General features: G+C 71.5%; 19 protein-coding genes. 7 read left to right on the forward strand and 12 right to left on the reverse strand.

Going from position 1 to position 19073, the window contains the following annotated elements; all coding sequences use genetic code 11:
• Window positions 1–32: 32 nt before the first annotated feature.
• Together nirB and ACSC1Q_RS17760 are read right to left on the reverse strand one after the other, a co-directional pair.
• Window positions 33–2480 carry a nitrite reductase large subunit NirB gene (gene nirB, locus ACSC1Q_RS17755; RefSeq protein WP_436759809.1) on the reverse strand — a complete coding sequence of 816 codons (2448 nt, stop codon included), beginning with the start codon at window positions 2478–2480 and terminating at the stop codon, window positions 33–35.
• A gap of 236 nt (window positions 2481–2716) precedes the next feature.
• Window positions 2717–4039 carry an MFS transporter gene (locus ACSC1Q_RS17760; protein WP_436759810.1) on the reverse strand — a complete coding sequence of 441 codons (1323 nt, stop codon included), beginning with the start codon at window positions 4037–4039 and terminating at the stop codon, window positions 2717–2719.
• Window positions 4040–4276: 237 nt separating this feature from the next.
• On the opposite strand from ACSC1Q_RS17760, the gene def reads away from it, so the two are divergent.
• Together def and ACSC1Q_RS17770 are read left to right on the forward strand one after the other, a co-directional pair.
• Window positions 4277–4753 (forward strand): peptide deformylase, encoded by a 477-nt coding sequence (def, locus tag ACSC1Q_RS17765; RefSeq protein WP_436759811.1) that lies wholly within the window; start codon window positions 4277–4279, stop codon window positions 4751–4753.
• A gap of 215 nt (window positions 4754–4968) precedes the next feature.
• A complete protein-coding gene (locus tag ACSC1Q_RS17770; protein WP_344903117.1) occupies window positions 4969–5172 on the forward strand; it encodes a cold-shock protein in 204 nt (67 codons plus the stop codon).
• 237 nt (window positions 5173–5409) lie between these two features.
• Here the strand turns inward: ACSC1Q_RS17770 and mshC are convergent, their stop codons facing one another.
• From mshC to ACSC1Q_RS17795, 5 genes are all read right to left on the reverse strand, one after another.
• Window positions 5410–6633 (reverse strand): cysteine--1-D-myo-inosityl 2-amino-2-deoxy-alpha-D-glucopyranoside ligase, encoded by a 1224-nt coding sequence (mshC, locus tag ACSC1Q_RS17775; RefSeq protein ID WP_436759812.1) that lies wholly within the window; start codon window positions 6631–6633, stop codon window positions 5410–5412.
• 91 nt (window positions 6634–6724) lie between these two features.
• The gene (locus tag ACSC1Q_RS17780; RefSeq protein ID WP_436759813.1) at window positions 6725–7453 is read right to left on the reverse strand and encodes an NRDE family protein; all 729 of its coding nucleotides are present in this window, start codon (window positions 7451–7453) and stop codon (window positions 6725–6727) included.
• Window positions 7454–7696: 243 nt separating this feature from the next.
• The gene (locus ACSC1Q_RS17785; protein WP_436759814.1) at window positions 7697–8458 is read right to left on the reverse strand and encodes an SCO1664 family protein; all 762 of its coding nucleotides are present in this window, start codon (window positions 8456–8458) and stop codon (window positions 7697–7699) included.
• A complete protein-coding gene (locus tag ACSC1Q_RS17790) occupies window positions 8455–9030 on the reverse strand; it encodes a DUF3090 domain-containing protein (RefSeq protein WP_350967840.1) in 576 nt (191 codons plus the stop codon). The genes ACSC1Q_RS17785 and ACSC1Q_RS17790 overlap by 4 nt, the downstream gene beginning before the upstream one ends.
• A gap of 9 nt (window positions 9031–9039) precedes the next feature.
• Entirely contained in the window at window positions 9040–9741 is a 702-nt protein-coding gene (locus ACSC1Q_RS17795; protein WP_436759815.1) for a histidine phosphatase family protein, read from the reverse strand.
• A gap of 65 nt (window positions 9742–9806) precedes the next feature.
• On the opposite strand from ACSC1Q_RS17795, the gene ACSC1Q_RS17800 reads away from it, so the two are divergent.
• Entirely contained in the window at window positions 9807–10751 is a 945-nt protein-coding gene (locus ACSC1Q_RS17800; RefSeq protein ID WP_436759816.1) for an aldo/keto reductase, read from the forward strand.
• 271 nt (window positions 10752–11022) lie between these two features.
• On the forward strand, window positions 11023–12009 hold the full coding sequence (locus tag ACSC1Q_RS17805; protein WP_436759817.1) for a hypothetical protein: 987 nt from the start codon (window positions 11023–11025) through the stop codon (window positions 12007–12009).
• A 138-nt stretch (window positions 12010–12147) separates the two neighbouring features.
• On the opposite strand, the gene fabI is transcribed toward ACSC1Q_RS17805, so the two are convergent.
• Complete coding sequence (gene fabI, locus ACSC1Q_RS17810; protein ID WP_436759818.1) at window positions 12148–12912, reverse strand: enoyl-ACP reductase FabI; 765 nt, start codon at window positions 12910–12912, stop codon at window positions 12148–12150.
• 1 nt (window position 12913) lies between these two features.
• Window positions 12914–13618, reverse strand: coding sequence for a beta-ketoacyl-ACP reductase (locus ACSC1Q_RS17815; protein WP_436759819.1), 705 nt, complete (start codon window positions 13616–13618; stop codon window positions 12914–12916).
• A 76-nt stretch (window positions 13619–13694) separates the two neighbouring features.
• Between ACSC1Q_RS17815 and ACSC1Q_RS17820 the strand changes: the two genes are divergently transcribed.
• Together ACSC1Q_RS17820 and ACSC1Q_RS17825 are read left to right on the forward strand one after the other, a co-directional pair.
• Window positions 13695–15194 (forward strand): TldD/PmbA family protein, encoded by a 1500-nt coding sequence (locus ACSC1Q_RS17820; protein ID WP_436759820.1) that lies wholly within the window; start codon window positions 13695–13697, stop codon window positions 15192–15194.
• A gap of 74 nt (window positions 15195–15268) precedes the next feature.
• Entirely contained in the window at window positions 15269–16636 is a 1368-nt protein-coding gene (locus ACSC1Q_RS17825) for a metallopeptidase TldD-related protein (RefSeq protein WP_436759821.1), read from the forward strand.
• Window positions 16637–16816: 180 nt separating this feature from the next.
• Here the strand turns inward: ACSC1Q_RS17825 and ACSC1Q_RS17830 are convergent, their stop codons facing one another.
• Together ACSC1Q_RS17830 and ACSC1Q_RS17835 are read right to left on the reverse strand one after the other, a co-directional pair.
• Window positions 16817–18004 carry a carcinine hydrolase/isopenicillin-N N-acyltransferase family protein gene (locus tag ACSC1Q_RS17830; RefSeq protein WP_436759822.1) on the reverse strand — a complete coding sequence of 396 codons (1188 nt, stop codon included), beginning with the start codon at window positions 18002–18004 and terminating at the stop codon, window positions 16817–16819.
• A gap of 20 nt (window positions 18005–18024) precedes the next feature.
• Complete coding sequence (locus tag ACSC1Q_RS17835) at window positions 18025–18237, reverse strand: dodecin (protein ID WP_362836493.1); 213 nt, start codon at window positions 18235–18237, stop codon at window positions 18025–18027.
• A gap of 111 nt (window positions 18238–18348) precedes the next feature.
• On the opposite strand from ACSC1Q_RS17835, the gene ACSC1Q_RS17840 reads away from it, so the two are divergent.
• On the forward strand, window positions 18349–18624 hold the full coding sequence (locus tag ACSC1Q_RS17840; RefSeq protein ID WP_436759823.1) for a DUF3099 domain-containing protein: 276 nt from the start codon (window positions 18349–18351) through the stop codon (window positions 18622–18624).
• A 195-nt stretch (window positions 18625–18819) separates the two neighbouring features.
• On the opposite strand, the gene ACSC1Q_RS17845 is transcribed toward ACSC1Q_RS17840, so the two are convergent.
• Window positions 18820–19071, reverse strand: a complete 252-nt coding sequence (locus tag ACSC1Q_RS17845; protein WP_436759945.1) for a DUF6457 domain-containing protein — start codon at window positions 19069–19071, stop codon at window positions 18820–18822.
• Window positions 19072–19073 lie beyond the last annotated feature (2 nt).

Here is a 19073-nt window from a genome sequence, read left to right on the forward strand (position 1 = left end):
GCTTCGGGTCCTCGGGGTTCGGGCGGTCCGGGTCAGGAACGGACCACCTCCAGCGGGATCAGGACCGGTCTCATCTGGTCGCGCTCGGGCTCGAAGGCGATCGACGGGTCCGGGGTCCCGGGGGCGTTGACGAAGGAGACGAACCGCCGCAGCTTCTCCGGGTCGTCGATCGCGGCCCGCCACTCGTCGGCGTAACCGGCCACGTGCCGCTCCATCTGGGCCTCCAGGTCGGCGCAGATCCCCAGGGAGTCGTCCAGGACGACCTCCCTGACGTAGGCCAGGCCCTGGGCCTCCAGCCAGGCCGAGGTGCGCTGCAGGCGGTCGGCGGTGCGGACGTAGAACATCAGGAACCGGTCGATGACGCGGACCAGCTCCTCGGTGGCCAGGTCGGAGGCGAACAGGTCGGCGTGGCGCGGGGTGAAGCCGCCGTTGCCGCCCACGTAGAGGTTCCAGCCCTTCTCGGTGGCGATGACGCCGAAGTCCTTGCCCCGGGCCTCGGCGCACTCGCGGGCGCAGCCGGAGACGGCCGACTTCAGCTTGTGCGGCGAGCGCAGGCCCCGGTAGCGCAGCTCCAGCGCGATGGCGAGGCCGACGGCGTCCTGCACGCCGTACCGGCACCAGGTCGAGCCCACGCAGGACTTCACCGTGCGCAATGCCTTGCCGTACGCGTGCCCGGACTCGAAGCCCGCGTCCACCAGGCGCCTCCAGATCAGCGGGAGCTGCTCGACCCGGGCCCCGAACAGGTCGATCCGCTGCCCGCCGGTGATCTTGGTGTAGAGGCCGAAGTCGCGGGCCACCTCGCCTATCACGATGAGGCCGTCCGGGGTGATCTCCCCGCCGGGGATGCGCGGCACCACCGAGTAGGTGCCGTTGCGCTGGATGTTGGCCAGGAAGTGGTCGTTGGTGTCCTGCAGCGCGGCCTGCTCGCCGTCGAGGATGTGGCCGTTGCCGAGCGAGGCGAGGATCGAGGCGACGACGGGCTTGCACACGTCGCAGCCGCGCCCGGTGCCGTGCTCGGCGATGAGGTTCGAGAACGTCGTGATGCCGCGTACCCGGACGATGTCGAACAGTTCCGCCCTGCTGTACGCGAAGTGCTCGCACAGGGCCTTGGACACCTCGACGCCCGAGGAGACGAGGACCTGCTTGAGCGTCGGGACGCAGCTGCCGCAGGTGGTTCCCGCGCGGGTGCACGCCTTGACGCCGGGGACGTCGGTGAGGCCGTGCTCGGCGATGGCCGCGCACACCTGGCCCTTGGTGACGTTGTTGCAGGAGCAGATCTGCGCGTCGTCGGGGAGCTCGGCGCTCACCGGCCCGCCGGTGAACAGCAACTCGCCCGGCGACCCCGGCAGGTCGCGGCCGACGAAGGGCTTGAGGGTGTTGTACGGGGTGGCGTCGCCGACGCAGATCCCGCCGAGCAGGGTGCGGGCGTCGTCGCTGACGAACAGCCTCTGGTAGACGCCGCCCACCGGGTCCATGAAGGTCACGTCCAGCGCGCCCTCCATCGCGCCGAACTGGGCGACCTCCACGCCGAGCAGTTTCAGCTTGGTCGACAGGTCCGCGCGGGTGAAGACCGCCTCGCCGCCGAGGATGCGGTCGGCGGCGACCTCGGCCATCGTGAGGCACGGCCCCACCAGCCCGTAGACCATCCCCTCGTGCAGGGCGCACTCGCCGACCGCGTAGATCGCCGGGTCACCGGTGCGCATCCCGTCGTCCACGGCGATCCCGCCCCGCCCGCCGACCTCCAGCCCCGCCCGCCTGGCCAGCTCGTCGCGGGGCCGCACGCCCGCGGAGAAGACCACGATCTGCGCCTCGACGGTCTCGCCGTCCGGCTTGACCAGGCCCGCCACCCGCCCGTCGGGGCCCGCGACGATCTCCCTGGCCCCCGCCTCGGTGTGCACGCTCAGGCCGAGCGCCTCCACGTGGCCGCGCAGGACGGCGCCGCCGCCCTCGTCGACCTGGCGGGGCATGAGCCAGCCGCCCATCTCCACGACGTGCGTCGCCAGGCCCAGGCCGCGCAGCGCGTCGGCGGCCTCCAGCCCCAGCAGCCCGCCGCCGATCACGACGCCGCTCGTGGCGCCCGAGGCGGCCTCCCTGATCGCGTCGAGGTCGTCGATCGTGCGGTAGACGAAGCAGCCGTCCAGCTCCCTGCCCGGCACCGGCGGCACGAACGGGCTGGAGCCGGTGGCCAGCACCAGCACGTCGTACGGCTCGCGGTGGCCGTCGGCGGTGACGACCTCGCGCGCCTCCCTGTCGATGTCCACGACCCTGGACGACAGCCGCAGCACGACCCCGTCCGGCGTCGGGTAGGTGAGGTCCTCGACGCTCCTGCCCGTCAGGTAGGAGGTGAGCGCCACCCGGTCGTACGCCGGCCGGGGCTCCTCCCCCAGCACCGTGACGCTTCCCGCGAAGCCCTTGGCGACGAGGGCCTCGACCAGCCGGTGCGATGTCGGTCCGTGTCCTACCACGACGAGCCGTGACATGGGGGGCGTTTCCCTTCTCGTCCGATCCGCCCCAGCCTTCACAGGCGTCTGGGGGGGAAGTGAGACCGGCATGGATCCGATGGTGCTTTCAGGCGGTTTCACCGCGAGGTCTCCCCTGTTACCGATGTGCTACAAGCCGCTAACCGCGTTCACATTCGCGATGAGGCGGATGTGAGTTGTCCGTCTGCGGGGCCGGTGCCGGATGTGAGCGAAACGGGCGCCCGGTGCGGCCGGGGTCACACGCGTGCCGCCGCCAGGCTCGGCACCGATCCCGCGGTACGCAGGTAGCAGGCCCAGGTGATGACCGCGCACACGATGTAGAAGGCGGCGAAGGAGGCCAGCGCGGCGCCCGCTCCCCCGGTCCCGGCGATGGAGCTGCCGAATCCCCGGTTGATGAAGAACCCGCCGAAGGCGCCGATCGCGGAGATGATCCCGATCGCGGCGGAGGCGTCCCGCTTCCCGACGGCCACGGCGGCCTCGTGGGCGTCCGTACCGGGAGCGATGCCCGCCACGGCCTTCGCCCGGAAGATCGCCGGGATCATCCGGTAGGTGGAGCCGTTGCCGATGCCGGTGGTGGCGACCAGGAGCATGTAGGCGCAGAAGAACAGCGCGAAGGCGTGCTGGGACAGGCCCTGCCAGACCAGCGCCGCCGCGCCCGCCATCGCGGCGAAGTTGACGAGCGTCACCCGCGCCCCGCCGAGCCGGTCCGACAGCCAGCCCCCGGCCGGGCGGATCAGCGAGCCGAGCAGCGGGCCGATGAAGGCCAGCGCCACCAGGGAGGCCCGCTCGGGGAACTGGCTCTTGATGAGCAGCGGGAACGCGGTGGAGTAGCCGATGAAGGAGCCGAAGGTACCGATGTACAGGACCGACATGATCCAGGTCTGGGCCCGGCCCGCGACCTTCAGCTGGTCGGCGGGGCTCGCCTTGGCGGAGGTCAGGTTGTCCATGAAGAAGTAGGCGCCGATCGCGGCGGCCAGGATGAACGGGATCCAGAACAGCCCGGCGGCGGCCAGGCCGAACGCCCCGATCACCAGGGGCATGACGAGCTGCACCGAGCTCACCCCGATGTTGCCACCCGCCGCGTTGAGCCCGAGCGCCGACCCCTGCCTGTCCTGGGGGTAGAAGTAGGTGATGTTGGCCATGCTGGAGGCGAAGTTGCCGCCGCCGAGTCCCGCCGTGGCCGCGATGACCAGGAACACCCAGTACGGGGTGGCCGGGTCGCCGACCGCGACGGCGAGCAGCGCCGCGGGCACGAGCAGGAGCAGCGCGCTGACCACGGTGAAGTTCCGGCCGCCAAACCTGGCCGGGGCGAAGGTGTACGGGACGCGCAGCGCCGAGCCGACCAGGTTGGGCAGGGCGACGATCCAGAAGAGCTGGTCGGTGGAGAACTCGTAGGAGCCGAGTTGCACGGCCACGATGCTCCACACGGTCCACAGCGTGAACCCGAGGTGCTCGGCGAAGATGGAGAAGACCAGGTTCCTGCGGGCCACCTTCCTGCCCCGCCCCTGCCAGAAGTCGGGATCGTCGGGCCGCCAGTCGCTGATCCAGGGCTTGGCCATCGTTCTTTCCTCCTGCGGTTTCGGGGGGCTTCGATCCCGAAATCTAAGAGGACGGCATTACGCACATTTACTATCTGTGATGGTGCGCCGGTTACGTGTGACTAACCTTGGAAATACGCAATGCACACGTCGCACAGCGGCAACATTCCGGAAACTCGAAGGGGCCCGGGTAACGGTTGAGTCGGCGCGACAAAGGGAATCGTCTCCGTGCCAATTCGTTCGCTTCGGGGAGTGCGCGTGGCCGTCCAGCCGATCCGACCGTTCACCGATCCCGTGCTCCGCACGGTGTCCGAGCCGGTGACCACCTTCGACCGCGCGCTGCGCGCCCTGGTCAAGTCGCTCCAGGCCACGATGCGGGCCGGCGCGGGCCGCGCGGGACTGGCCGCCCCGCAGATCGGCGTCCCCCTTAGGGTCGTCGTCTACGAGCTGGACGGCAAGTCCGGCCACCTGGTCAACCCGCGCCTGGAGCTGTCCGAGCGGAAGATCGTGGCCGACGAGGCCTGCCTGTCGGCGCCCGGCCGCTGGTGGCCGCTGGAACGCTCCTACATGGTCACCGCGCGTGGTCGCGACATGTTCGGCAAGCCCGCCACCGTCCGGGCCCTGGGCATGCTCGCCCGCGTCCTGCAGCACGAGGCCGACCATCTCGACGGCACCCTCTTCGTCGACCACCTCCCCGAGGAGGAGCGCGAGCGGTTCTTCGCGCCCAACCTGTGACTTGCGCATCGCGGAGGCGTCGGATACCATTGCCTGGTTGCAGTCGTAGTTCTCAGCTTAGCCTTATCATCTCAAGTGCTTATGAGAAGTCCGCCGACAGCGGACGTTACACAGTTTCTCCGGATGGTTTCCGCGGGTGCATGGTAGGGTCCGCAACGCAGCCCCGTGCCGCCGACCTGGTGGTTCGGTGAGGCTCCCAATGAGGAGAAGTAGTTTTGTCTGAGGGCACCGTTAAGTGGTTCAACGCCGAAAAGGGCTTCGGATTCATCGCACCGGATGACGGCACCGCCGATGTCTTCGTGCACTACTCGGCTATCAACTCCGGCGGCTACCGCAGCCTGGAGGAGAACCAGCGTGTCAGCTTCGTCACCACGCAGGGCCAGAAGGGCCCGCAGGCCGACCAGGTTCAGGTCATCTGACCTGGTTTGACCTCAAAGGCTTCAGGCAGAGCCCGCACCGCGCAAGCGGTGCGGGCTCCGTCGTTTCCCAAGGCACACGGCGTCTCTCAAGGAACACAGCTTCTCTCAAGGAACACGGCGTCGTTTCTCACGGCACATCGGCTACTCAAGAACCCTCAAGAACACGGCCCCCGTCCCGGCGGCGCCACCGCGCCCCAGGGGCGCGCGGAGGCGGCGCCGCCCGGGGAACCCAGGCCCCTAGAGCGCGACCCCGAGCAGGGCGTCCACGGTCTCCCTGACAAGGATCGGCGCGTCCGGGTCGTTGCCCCCCTCCGACAGGGCCCGCTCGGCCCAGTCGTCGACGACCGCGAGGGCTCCCGGGGCGTCCAGGTCGTCGGCCATCCGGGCGCGTACCCTCTCGAGCACGACACCGGCGTCGGGGCCGGTCTGCAGCCCCGCCGCCGAGCGCCAGCGCGCCAGCCGCACCTCCGCCGAGCCCAGCTGCTCGGAGGTCCACTCCCAGTCGGAACGGTAGTGGTGCGCCAGCAGGGCGACCCGGATGGCCATCGGGTCGGTCTCCCGGCGCAACCGGGAGACGAAGATCAGGTTGCCCTTCGACTTGGACATCTTCTCGCCGTTCAGGGCGACCATGCCCGCGTGCACGTACGCCTTCGCGAAGGGCCACTCCCCGCACGCCACGTGGCCCTCGTGGGCACCGCACTCGTGGTGGGGGAAGATCAGGTCGGAACCCCCGCCGGCGACGTCGAAACCGCTGGACAGGTTCGTCAGGGCGATCGCGGTGCACTCGATGTGCCAGCCGGGCCTGCCCAGGCCGAACGGCGAGGGCCAGGACGGCTCCCCCGGGCGCTCCGCGCGCCAGAGCAGCCAGTCGAGCGGGTGCTTCTTGCCCGGCCGGTCCGGGTCTCCCCCGCGCTCGCCGAACAGGGCGAGCATGCGCTCCTCCGGGTAACCGGAGACGGCCCCGAACTTGGGGGCCGCGGCCACGTCGAAGTAGACGTCGCCGTCGAGCTCGTAGGTGGCGCCCTTGTCGCGCAGCGACACGATCAGGTCGGCGACCTGGTCGATCACCTCGGTCACCGCGACGTAGTCGCGCGGCGGGAGGACGCGCAGCGCCTCCATGTCGGTCCGGAACAGCTCGATCTCGCGCTCGGCCAGGTCGCGCCAGTCGACGCCGGTCCGCTCGGCACGCTCCAGCAGGGGGTCGTCGACGTCCGTGGCGTTCTGGGTGAAGTGCACCTCGTGACCGCCGTCACGCCAGACCCGGTTGACCAGATCGAAGGCGAGGTAGGTGTTGGCGTGGCCCAGATGGGTGGCGTCGTAGGGCGTGATGCCGCAGACGTACATCCGTGCCGTGCGGCCCGGCCGGGTGGGGCCGACCTCTCGCGCGGCGGTGTCGAACAGCCGCAGCGGGACACCGGCACCGGGAAGCCGGGGAACCTTCGGCTCAGACCACGATCTCATAAAATGAAGCCTATCCAGCGGTCAGACCACCCCGGTCGGCTCGGGGCGGTGGATGTACGGGCACTCACCTCAACTCCGGGAGCCGACCGGATCATTCCGTGCGGACCTCGCGGAAGGCGCCCGGATCGCGAGGGTCGGCGGTGAAGTCGTAGCGGACGCCGCCGGGCGCCAGGGCGAGCAGGGTGACGGAGCCGGAGCCGAAGGTCCGCCCGTCGGGCAGCTCGTGACGGACGATCATCGTCCGGGGGTCCTCGGCGGGGATCCCCGCCCCGGTGGCGAGTTCCCGCCACTCCCCCCAGGGGCCGCCGAGCTCCGTGGGACGGCCCGCCTTGGCGAACAGGGGGCGGAAGAACGCCACCCGCTCGTTCTCCGCACCGCGCTCCCAGCCGCTGTTGACGATCATGTGGGTGCCCGGGGGAAGGTCGTCCCGCTCCAGGGTGATCCCGTCCCAGTGCCACAGGCGGGCCCCGGCGAGATCGGCCCGCAGCAGGTGGAAGGGGTCGTAGTGGCCGAGATCGCTCTCCACGGGCTCGCCTCCGGCCGCCGCCAGGAGTGGCAGGTCGCCCCGCGATCGGCGGCCCTCGTCGGGGGCGAGCACGCCGAGCCCGTTGAGAAGGGCTCCGACCCGTCTGGCCCCGGGGTCGACGGCGAGCCAGGTGCCGCCCGCCTGGAGGTCACGCCCGCCGATCAGGCCGGGCCGGCTCTCCGGCCAGTGCGCGGCCGGTGGGACCCAGGGGCGGCCGACGAACTCGTCGCGCACCCCGACCACGATCAGGGGGATCTCGGCGCTCGGATCGATGCTGACGACAACCGTGCACATGCCCGGAGGCTACGCCCTCGCGGGAGGCGGGCGCGGACCGGGGCCCTCCATCGGGAGACCAAGCTCCGGGACCGCCGACAGGGGAACCGAGGTCCGCCGTCGAGAGGACGTCCGAAGCCGGGGATCCGGAGCCGGGGAGGCCGCCACGCGAGACCCCCCGCGGGACGCACGGAGGCCGCCACGCGAGCACCCCACCTCCCCGCGGGGCCCGGTGCCCGGGGCGGGAGACCCCGCGCGGGGGTCTCAGATCGGCGGCCAGGGGATGGCGGGCCAGTCCTTGGAGGGAAGGGGGTGCAGGCCGGTGTCGAGCAGCCTGCGGACCCGTGTCCAGGTGGCCTCGACCTCGTGGAGGGTGAGGAGCTCGCGGAGGCGGCGGCCGAGACGGCCCTGCTCCAGGTCGGACTCCAGGCGGGTGAGGACGTTCATGGCCTCGCGGGACAGGGGCTTGCCGCGCCACTGCCACAGCACGGTGCGGAGCTTGTCCTCGGCCGAGAAGGAGACCCCGTGGTCGACGCCGTAGACGTGGCCGTCGGCGAGCGGCAGCAGGTGACCGCCCTTGCGGTCGGCGTTGTTGACGATGGCGTCGAAGACGGCCATCCGCCGCAGCGAGGGCTGGCGGCTGCGGATCAGCACCATCAGGTCGGTCTCGGGGTCGGTGTCGATCCAGAGCTGGCACATTCCCGGGCCGAAGGGACCGTCGCGGTAGACGGTGGGCGGCACGATCCGCCAGCCGATCGCCGCGGAGACCTCGTAGGCGGCGACCTCGCGGGCCGCCAGGGTGCCGTCGGGGAAGTCCCAGAGGGGGCGTTCGCCCCGTACCGGCTTGTACACGCAGGCCGCCGCGAGCCCGCCGAGCCGGACCGAACAGTAGAGCGTCATGTTGGTCGCCTCGACCAGGCGGCCCGCCACGTCCAGTTGGCCGTCACGGAGCAGACGCGTCGCGGTCTCGTCGTCCAGCCCCGTGGCCGGCGCCGCGCTCAGCGCCGGCTCGCTCTCAGCACTCATTCGCCTCCTCCAGCAGATGAAGCGCTACTACCCCGGTAACCGTTGAGCCGCACACAAATATGCCCCTCGGCATCGAGAGGCTGGGCGCAGAGCGGGCAGGGCGGGCGGCCGGCGGCGACGAGCGCCATGGCCCGCTTGGTGAAGGCCCTCGCGGCGCCGGGGCTGATGTGCACGCGCAGCACGGTGGGCTCGACGAGCGGGGACGGCTCGAACTCCTCGTCCTCGGCGACGGCCTCCTTGGCCTCGATGACCACCTGCGCGGCCTCGGGGTCCCAGGCCAGGGCCATCACGCCGACGCGGAAGTCCTCGCTGATCGGCACGTCGAGGGGGGCGTTGTCCGCCAGCGCGGCCGGGGCGACGGCGGGCACGGGGACACTGCCCTCACCGCGTCGCAACACCTCGTCGAGCAGCTCGTCGAGGCGGTCGGCCAGCGCCGCGACCTGGAACTTCTCCAGGGCCACGGTGGTCAGCCTGCCCTGGCCCCGCGCCTGCAGGAAGAAGGTTCGTGATCCCGGTTGCCCCACGGCACCGGCCACGAACCTCTCGGGTGGATCGTAGTCGAAGACCGGCATAGCCCGACCTTACGTGGTTCCGGATCCGCCGCCGACTGCGGCATCGCTCCCGGTGGGATTTTCTCCCCCTTCCTCGCCCGCCGAACCCTCCTTGAGGCGCAATCCGGCCACATCTCCGCCGAGATCGTTGAGCCTGAGCACGAAGGGACGCAAGGGGGTGTAGCGAATGGCGGTGAGCGACGCCGGGTCGGCCGTTATCCGCTGGAACTGGTCCAGATGGAGCCCCATGGCGTCGGCCACGATGGCCTTGATCACATCTCCGTGGCTGCAGACGAGATAGACCGCCTTGGGGCCGAGGCGGTCGTTCCACTCCCTGACGGCCGTCACGGCGCGGTGCTGGACGGCGGCCAGGGACTCTCCGCCGGGGAACGTCACCGCGCTCGGGTGGGCCTGCACGACCGGCCAGAGGGGGTCCTTGACGAGTTCGGCGATCGGGCGGCCCGTCCAGTCGCCGTAGCGGCACTCGCCGAAGCGCTCGTCGGTCAGCACCTCCGCACCCGGCCGCGTCCCGGCGACCGCCTGCGCGGTCTCCTGGCAGCGTTCCAGCGGGCTGGAGACGATCGCGTCGAGCTCCAGGGTGGTCAGCCGCGCGGCGAGCGCCTCCGCCTGGGCCCGTCCCGCGTCACTGAGGTGCACCTCCGGGGTCCAGCCCGCGAGGACCGGACCGGTGAGGTGGGTAAGGCCGTGTCTGGCCAGCAACAAGGTCGTCACGCGGGCAAGTCTTGCAGCCTTCGCTCCACTACTTTTAAGTGGCCGGGCGGTAACCTGGCCGGATCATGGAGCAGCGCTATGTGGGCCGGAGCGGCTTGTCGGTGTCCCGCCTGGGACTGGGGACGATGACGTGGGGACGTGACACCGGCGCCGAGGAGGCCGCGGCGCAGCTCCGCATGTTCGCCGAGGCCGGCGGCACGCTCATCGACACCGCCGACGTCTACACCGGTGGAGACGCCGAACGGCTGCTCGGGCGGCTGCTGCGCGACTCCGTGCCGCGTTCGGAGCTGGTGCTGTCCACCAAGGCCGTGCTCACCCCCGCCGGGCGCAGGCCCCGCGACGCCTCCAGGAAACATCTGGTCGCCGCGATCGACGCCTCCCTGACCCGCCTGGGCGTCAACGAGGTCGACCTGTGGCAGTTACACGCCTTCGACCCCGACGTCCCGCTGGAGGAGACCCTGGCCGCCGTGGACGCCATCGTGTCCTCGGGGCGGGCCGCGTACGCCGGGGTGTGCGACTACGCGGGCTGGCAGCTGGCGACCGCCGCCGTGGGGCAGCGGGCGGTCCCGGGCAGGGTGCCGATCGTCGCGGCCCAGGTCGAGTACTCGCTCCTGGCCAGGGAGGCCGAGCGCGAGCTGATCCCCGCCGCCGAGCACGTCGGCGCGGGGGTGCTCGCCTGGTCGCCGCTCGGGCGTGGCGTCCTCACCGGGAAGTACCGGACGGGCATCCCCGCCGACTCCCGGGCCGCGACCCCGCACTTCGCCGACTTCGTCACCCCCTACCTCGACGAGCGGTGCCGCCGGGTCGTGGAGTCGGTGACGACCGCCGCCGAGGGACTCGGCGTCTCACCGCTGTCGGTGGCCCTGTCGTGGGTACGCGACCAGCCGGGGGTGGCCTCCGCCATCGTCGGCGCCCGCACCCACGCGCAGCTGTCCGGGGTGCTCCAGGCCGAGGACCTGTCGCTGCCCGTAGAGATCAGGGAGGCGCTCGACGACGTGTCCGCCGACTGAGGCACGGCATCGGGGAGGCGCCGGGGAGACTCCGGCGCGTACGGCCTCCCGGGAGAGCGGGTGGCCTCCGGGGAAAGCCGGGCGGCCTTCCGGGAGAAATACACAAGAAACCGAACGAGAATTCGTCTCGCGTATCACTAGTCGATACCGAATGACAACTTTCCGTGGAAAAAGCGGGCCTCCCTACAAAACTGTCAAACAGGTGGCAGGGGGACACCTGGATGTCGGCGAGGTCTCACGGCCGGCATCCGGCCCGGGGCGAAGGAGACGAGTGCGAACTGCGATGGCGGCAGGCGTTCTGGCGCTGGCGCTGGGGGGTGGGATTCCGGCCGTCGCGCTCGTGCCCGTGAGCGCCGCCCGGGCGGATGCCGTCGCGCGTCTTGACGACTGCGACCACGGGGGGCTGCTGGGCACCGTGACGGGCACGGTCTGCCGGGCCGTGGACGGCGTCGTGCACGGCCTCACGGGAGGCGTCCTCCTTCCCTCCCCCTCGTCCCCGCCCCCCGGCACGGACGGCGACGCCGAGGCACCCCCCGAGGTCGAGGAGGCGCCCGCCGGGACGGAGAGCCCGGCACCGGCCCCCTCGGCCACCAAGCCCCCCTCGGGGCACCCGAGGAGGCCGCCCGCGAAGGACGAGGAGAGGCCCTCCGGCGGCACGCACGCCCCCCAGCCCCAGGGCCCCGCCGACGTCTGCCGGTCCGTGACCTCCGCGGCCTCCGCCAAGTGCGGGGACTCGCCGGGCTCGTCGGACTCGGCGGTGGCCCCCCTCGTCGAGGAGCCGCAGGAGCCCGGGGTCTCGGAGACGCCCTCGCCCAAGCCGTCGTCGCCGAGCCCCAGCCCGTCGGCGACCCCCTCGCCGAGCCCATCGCGGGACCAGGGCGCCGTCCCCGCCAGGAAGAGCCCGGTTCCGGTGCCGACCGACCGGCCGCCGTTCCCCGAGACGTCGTTCCCGGACACCCGGACGCCCACGGCCGAGGTGGGCGAGCCACCGGCCCCCAAGCCGTCACCCGTGGTCGACGCCGAGGCGCCCCGGGTGGAGTTGCTGTGGCCCGCCCCGGTGATGCAGGAGCTCCAGCGGCAGATGCCGGACGCGCAGCCGGTGACCCCCAGCCGGTCGTCCGACACGACGAGCACCGTGCTCACCACGGCGGTGCTCGTCTCGGCCATCCTCGCGGTCCGCCTGCTGTACAGCAGGCGGAAGGTGCGGGAGTCGATACCGTTCGAGCCGGCCCCGCCGAGCCACCACCGGGTGGCCTGACCGCCTCAGCCCCGGTCCCGCCCGCGGTCCTCGGCCCGGCCGCTCGTCACCGCCCTGTACGACAGGCGGCCACGGCCTCACCGCCGCCTCGGTACGGCGACCGCCCCGGCCGGTCACCGCCCGCCGGGGCGGGAACGCTCAGGCCCCGATGGCGTGGACGCCGCCGTCGACGTGGACGATCTCACCGGTCGTGGCGGGGAACCAGTCGGACAGCAGGGCGACACACGCCTTGGCCGCCGGGATCGGGTCGTTGATGTCCCAGCCGATCGGGGCCTTGGCGGGCCAGCTCTCCTCGAACTCGACGAAGCCGGGGATGCTCCTGGCGGCCATGGTCCTGATCGGGCCCGCCGCGACGAGGTTGACCCGGATGCCCTGCTTGCCGAGGTCGCGGGCCAGGTAACGGGAGCAGGACTCCAGGCCGGCCTTGGCCACGCCCATCCAGTCGTACACCGGCCAGGCCTTCGTGGCGTCGAAGTCGAGGCCGACGATCGCGCCGCCCTCCTTCATGAGCGGGAGCGCGGCCACCGCGAGCGACTTGAACGAGTACGTGGAGACCTGGACCGCGGTCGCCACGTCCTCCCACGAGGTGTTCAGGAAGTTGCCGCCCAGGGCGGTCTGCGGCGCGAAGCCGATGGCGTGCACCACCCCGTCCAGGCCGCCGAGGTGCTCGCCGACCCGGTCGGCGAGGGAGTCGAGGTGCTCGGTGTTGGTGACGTCGAGCTCCAGCACGGGAGGCGGCTCCGGCAGGCGCTTGGCGATGCGCTCCACCAGGCTGAGCCGGCCGAAGCCGGTGAGCACGATCTGCGCGCCCTCCTCCTGGGCCAGCTTCGCCACCGAGAAGGCGATGGAGGCGTCGGTGAGGACCCCGGTGACCAGGATCCGCTTGCCTTCGAGAATTCCCACGTCAGTGCCCCATTCCCAGGCCGCCGTCGACGGGGATGACGGCCCCCGTGATGTAGGCGGCGTCCTCGCCGGCCAGGAACCTGACCACGCGCGCGATCTCCTCCGGGGCGGCGTAACGGCCCAGCGGGATGCTCTTCCTGATCTGCTCCTGGTAGACCTCGTCCAGCTCGGCCGTCATGTCGGTCTCCACGAAGCCGGGGGCGACCACGTTGACGGTGATGTTGCGCGAGCCCAGCTCCCTCGCGGCCGACCGGGCGAAGCCGATCATCCCGGCCTTGGAGGCGGCGTAGTTGCTCTGCCCCGCCGAGCCGAGCATGGCGACCACCGAGGAGATCAGCACGATGCGCCCGCGCTTGAGCCGCAGCATGCCGCGGGTGGCGCGTTTGGCGACCCGGTAGGCGCCGGTCAGGTTGGCGTCGATGACGTCGGTGAAGGTCTCCTCCTTCATCATCGGCAGCAGCGTGTCCCTGGTGATGCCCGCGTTGGCGACGAGCACCTCGACCGGGCCGTACTCGGCCTCGACCTTCGCGAAGGCGGCGTCCACGTCGGCCGTGCTGGTCACGTCGCAGCGCACGCCGAACAGGCCCTCGGGAGGCTGGCCGGAACGGTAGGTGACGGCGACGTCGTCGCCCGCCTGAGCGAGTTCGCGGGCGATCGCGAGGCCTATGCCGCGATTGCCGCCGGTTACGAGAACAGATCGAGCCATGGTCAGACGGTATCGGCTACCGGGGGGTAACCGCCTTGTCCGGGAGGGACAAGATCACAGGGCTAGGATCGTCGACATGCGCCAGATCGACTCCGACTTCCTCGCCCTGCCTCTGCGCCGGCTGGCGGACGCGGCCCTGCAGCGCGCCCGTGACCTGGGCGCCGAGCACGCCGACTTCCGGCTGGAGCGCATCCGCGGGGAGACCCTGCGTCTCTCGGACGCCGCACTGGAAGGTTCCATCGACGCCGACACCCTCGGTTACGCCGTACGGGTCGTCAAGAACGGCACCTGGGGCTTCGCGGCGGGCATCGAGCTCACTCCCGAGGCGGCCGTCAGGGTCGCCGAGCAGGCGGTGGAGGTGGCGGTCGTCTCCGCGGCGGTCAACCGCGAGCCCGTCGAGCTCGCCCCCGAGGCGGTGCACTCCGACGTCACCTGGATCTCCTCCTACGAGGTCGACCCGTTCGAGGTGCCGATGCGCGACAAGGCGGCGCTGCTCGCCGACTGGTCGGGCGGCCTGCTGAGGGATCCCGGGGTGGACCACGTCCAGGCGTCGCTGACGCAGGTGAAGGAGCAGAAGTTCTACGCCGACACGGCCGGGACCGTCACCACGCAGCAGCGGGTGCGCGTCCATCCCCGGCTGAACGCGACGAGGGTGCTGGAGGGCCGCTTCGACTCGATGCGGACGCTCGCCCCGCCCACCGGCCGGGGGTACGAATACCTCACCGGCACCGGCTGGGACTTCCCCAAGGAGCTGGCGCGCATCCCCGAGCTGCTGGAGGAGAAGCTCCGGGCCCCCTCCGTCGAGGCGGGGGTGTACGACCTGGTGGTCGATCCGTCGAACCTGTGGCTGACGATCCACGAGTCGATCGGGCACGCCACCGAGCTCGACCGGGCCCTCGGCTACGAGGCGGCGTACGCCGGGACGAGCTTCGCCACCTTCGACCAGCTCGGCACGCTGGTGTACGGCTCCGAGCAGATGAACGTGACCGGTGACCGCACCGTCGAGCACGGCCTGTCCACGATCGGCTACGACGACGAGGGGGTGGCGACCAGGGAGTTCGACATCGTCTCCGGCGGCGTCCTGGTCGGCTACCAGCTCGACCGGCGGATGGCGCTGCTGAAGGGGCTGGGCGCCTCCAACGGCTGCGCCTTCGCCGACTCCCCCGGCCACACCCCGATCCAGCGGATGGCCAACGTGTCGCTGCGCCCGGCGCCCGGCGGTCCCACCACCGAGGAGCTGATCTCCGGCGTCGACCGGGGCATCTACGTGGTGGGCGACAAGAGCTGGTCCATCGACATGCAGCGCTACAACTTCCAGTTCACCGGCGAGCGGTTCTATCTGATCGAGAACGGCAGGCTCGCCGGGCAGCTGCGCGACGTCGCCTACCAGGCCACGACGACCGACTTCTGGCGCTCGATGGCGGCGGTCGGCGGGCCGCAGACGTACGTGCTGGGCGGGGCGTTCAACTGCGGCAAGGGGCAGCCGGGCCAGGTCGCGCCGGTGAGCCACGGCTGCCCGTCGGCGCTCTTCCACGGCGTGCGCATCCTCAACACGGTCCAGGAGAGTGGCAGTTGAGCACGCGCGGTGAACGGACGGAAGAGCGGGCGGAAGAGGGCGTCGGCCGGGCGGTCCGGCGGGAAGGGAACGGGATGACCCCCCAGGAGATGATCGAGAAGGTCCTGGAGCTCTCCACGGCCGACGACAACGTCGTGATCGTGGACGAGACATCGAGCGCCAACCTGCGTTTCGCGGGCAACACCCTCACCACCAACGGCGTGTCCCGTTCCGCGCAGCTGACCGTGATCTCCATCGTGGGGCGCGGCGTGGGCGTGGTGTCGCGGGCGGCGGTCCGCCCCGAGCAGCTCGACGACGTCGTGGCAGCCGCCGACCACGCCGCCGAGGACGCGCGGCCGTCCGAGGACGCCAGGCCGCTGCTGGAGGGCACCCGCTCCGACGACTGGGACGCCCCCGCGGAGGCGACCTCGATCGGGGTGTTCGGCGCCTTCGCCCCCGCCCTGGGCGAGACCTTCGCCACGGCCGAGGCGGGCGGGCGCAGGCTGTACGGGTTCGCCGAGCACACCGTCACGACGACCTTCGTGGGCACCTCGACCGGCGCCCGGCTGCGGCACACCCAGCCGACCGGCCGCCTGGAGCTCAACGCCAAGTCCCCCGACATGCGGCGCTCGGCGTGGACCGGCGTCTCCACCCGCGACTTCTCCGACGTCGACGTGGCGGCCCTGGACGCCTCGCTGGCCCAGCGCCTTGAGTGGGCGAGGAACCGCGTCGAGCTGCCCGCGGGCCGGTACGAGACGCTGCTGCCGCCGACGGCCGTGGCCGACCTGATGACGTACCTCTACTGGACGGCCGGGGCGCGCGACGCCCTGGAGGGGCGCACGGTCTTCTCCAGGCCCGGTGGCGGCACCCGCGTCGGCGACGTCCTCTCCGAGCTGCCGGTCCGCCTGTACGGCGACCCCTCGGCGCCGGGTATCGAGTGCCCTCCGTTCGTGGTGGCGCACGCCTCCGGCCGGGAGAACTCGGTGTTCGACAACGGGCTGCCGCTCGCGCCCACCGACTGGATCTCCGGCGGCAGGCTGGCCAACCTGCTGCAGACCCGGCACTCGGCCGAGCTGACCGGCCTGCCGGTGACCCCGGCCGTCGACAACCTGATCATGCGGGGGCCCGAGGGCGGGCGGTCGCTGGAGGAGATGATCGCCTCCACCGGGCGCGGCCTGCTGCTCACCTGCCTGTGGTACATCCGCGAGGTCGACCCGCAGACGCTGCTGCTCACCGGGCTGACCCGCGACGGCGTCTACCTGGTGGAGAACGGCGAGGTCGTGGGCGAGGTGAACAACTTCCGCTTCAACGAGAGCCCGGTGGACCTGCTCCGGCGCCTCACCGAGATCGGCGCCTCCGAGCAGACCCTGCCGCGCGAGTGGAGCGACTACTTCAACCGCGCGGTCATGCCTCCGATCCGGGTGCCCGACTTCAACATGTCGACGGTGAGCCAGGCCAGCTAGGTCTCCACCCGGTGAGAGCCGTCCGGCGCCGGACGAACGGGACGGGACGCACCGCGTCCGTCTCTTTCGCCCGTCCGACGCTCAACGCCGGACGCGGTGCGCTCCGGCCCGGCCGGACGTTCAGCGCCGGACGAACGGGACGGTGTGCACCGCGTACGTCCCCTTCGCCCGGCCGGGCGTTCAGCGCTGGACGAGCGGGACGGTGTGCACCGTGTCCCAGCGCCGGCCCGCCACCACGCGGGCGGTGGCGTCGGTGAGGTCGTAGACGACCGACCAGCGGGTGTGCGTCTGGGCCACCCGCCGGAGCAGGCCCATCGCGCCCTGCCAGTCCCGGGTGGCGGGCAGCCCCTCGGCGAGCGTGCGGTAGCGGTGGTCGGCCCGGCGCTGGGCGGCGGAGGTGCCCGTCATGCCGAAGTTGGTGAGCATGCGGTCGTCGATGACGTTGAGCCCGCCCCCGGCGTACTCCACGACGGCCGACCCGCCCGCCGCGTCGGCGATGAGGTAGTGGACCTGCGGCCCGATCGTGAAGTCGACGTCGTGGCGGCGCATGATCGCCAGCGCCTCGTCGACGGTCGCCGCCTTGTCGAGCATCATCCTGATGACGCGCACGCTGCCGATGTCGGGGCGGTCGGGAGAGCGGGCGGGCAGCCCGCCCTCGGGGGAGGTGGCCATCCCGATCGCCAGGCCCTTCTCGTTGACCCCGTCGAAGGGGGCGAGCACCGCGTGGGCCATCCTGCGGCGGTCGGGCGCGGCGGACAGGTCCGGCGGGGTGGAGCCTCCGATCAGGTGGAACAGGTCGACGACGGAGACCGAGGCGTAGCCGTCTGGCGGGTCGGCGTGCACGATCAGCGCCGGGTTGGGGTCCCAGTCGAAGTTGCGGCCGAACAGCGGCCGGTCGCCGCCGAGGGCGAACAGGGAGCAGGCCCAGCCGTCGGCGCGTCCCGCCAGCTCCTCCTCCCCCAGGGGCGCCTCGCGGTCGTACGACCCGTGGTAGGTCATCTCGTACAGCGGCAGGTCGTCGATCTTGCGGATGCTGCCTATCGTCCGCGCGACGTCGGCGGCGCTCTGGCGCAGCAGGGGTTCCTCCTCCGTTCCGGCGCGCTGCCCGGTGCCGGTGGTGGTGGTGACGGCGGGCGTCACCACCGGTGCGGGCGTGGTGCGTGAGACGGCCCCGGTGGTGCCCGCGGCTCCCGGGGCGGGCCCGGCGGGCGGGCCGCCCGCCGGGGTGGCGCAGCCGGCCGGGAGGATCATCACGGTGGCCAGCGCGGCCCGTGCCACCGCCCCCGCCGTGCCCCGCGGCCTTCCCGGCCCTCCCGCCCTTCCCGCCTTCGCGACCCGGGTCTCCTCCATCCCCGTAGTCTGCGTCACCGGACATCCGCCGTACAGGCTCAGTCGTCCTCCAGGCGGAACCCGATCTTCATCCCGACCTGGAAGTGACCGATCTCCCCCTCCTCGATGTGCCCTCTGATCTCGGTCACCTCGAACCAGTCGAGATGGCGCAGGGTCCGGGAGGCGCGGCGGACCCCGTTGCGGACGGCGGCCTCGATGCTCTCCCCCGAAGTGCCGACTATCTCGGTCACCCGATACGTTCGATCTGTCATCCCCTGCTTCTTCCCGGAAAGCCACGATTACATGACCGTTCGCACCCAGCCGATATGAGGCCTAGATTGGGAATCGTGAGGGGATGGCGCAGGCGCCCGGTGGTCCATCAGGTGACGGACGCCCAGCCCTCGCTCAGCGCCGACATCGGCAAGCGCGAGAAGAGCTACTTCATCAAGATGGGGATCCGGCTGATCTGCCTGGTCCTCGCCTTCACGGTGCCCGCTCCGATGCCCGTACGGCTGCTACTCTTCGCCGGAGCGATCTTTTTACCATACATTGCCGTGATCGGGGCCAACGCCCCTCCGCGCGGGGTTCCGCATGCCCCTGACGTGGAAGATTCCGGACAAAGTGAGATTCCGCGCCATCGACGCGAGATCGGGTCGTGACTAAGTCTTGACGCACCCCAAGGGTAGTAGGTGTACGCTTTAGCCAAGTGCCCTGGTCCCCCGTCGGGGCACTGTTGCCGGCGTTCCGGGCCCCCGTCGGAACGCCGATGAAGCGACGCCGGGTGGTTTGCCCCCGTAACCACCCGGCGTCGCCCTTTTCTCAGACTTTTACATTAAAGCGCCTTACTTTTGGCATTATTTGTCGCCCAGCGTCTCGGTCGTCGCCTGCTCCCAGTTGCGCGCCAGCGTGGTCAGCCTCTCCACGACGTCCGGCGGTGCCGTGCCCGCCCCCTGGGCCAGGCCGAGCAGATAGGCCGTGAGCGGCGCGGCCGGCCTCGCCACCCCGTGCGCGACCTCCTTGGTCAGGTCCAGCACCTCGTCGCGGTCCACCAGCGCGGGATCGACCCCCAGCTCCCGGCAGACCAGCGCGGTCCACTCCGTCAGCACGT

Origin of the sequence: Streptosporangium heterodermiicola (assembly GCF_051390675.1) — a bacterium.
Lineage (GTDB): Bacteria > Actinomycetota > Actinomycetes > Streptosporangiales > Streptosporangiaceae > Streptosporangium.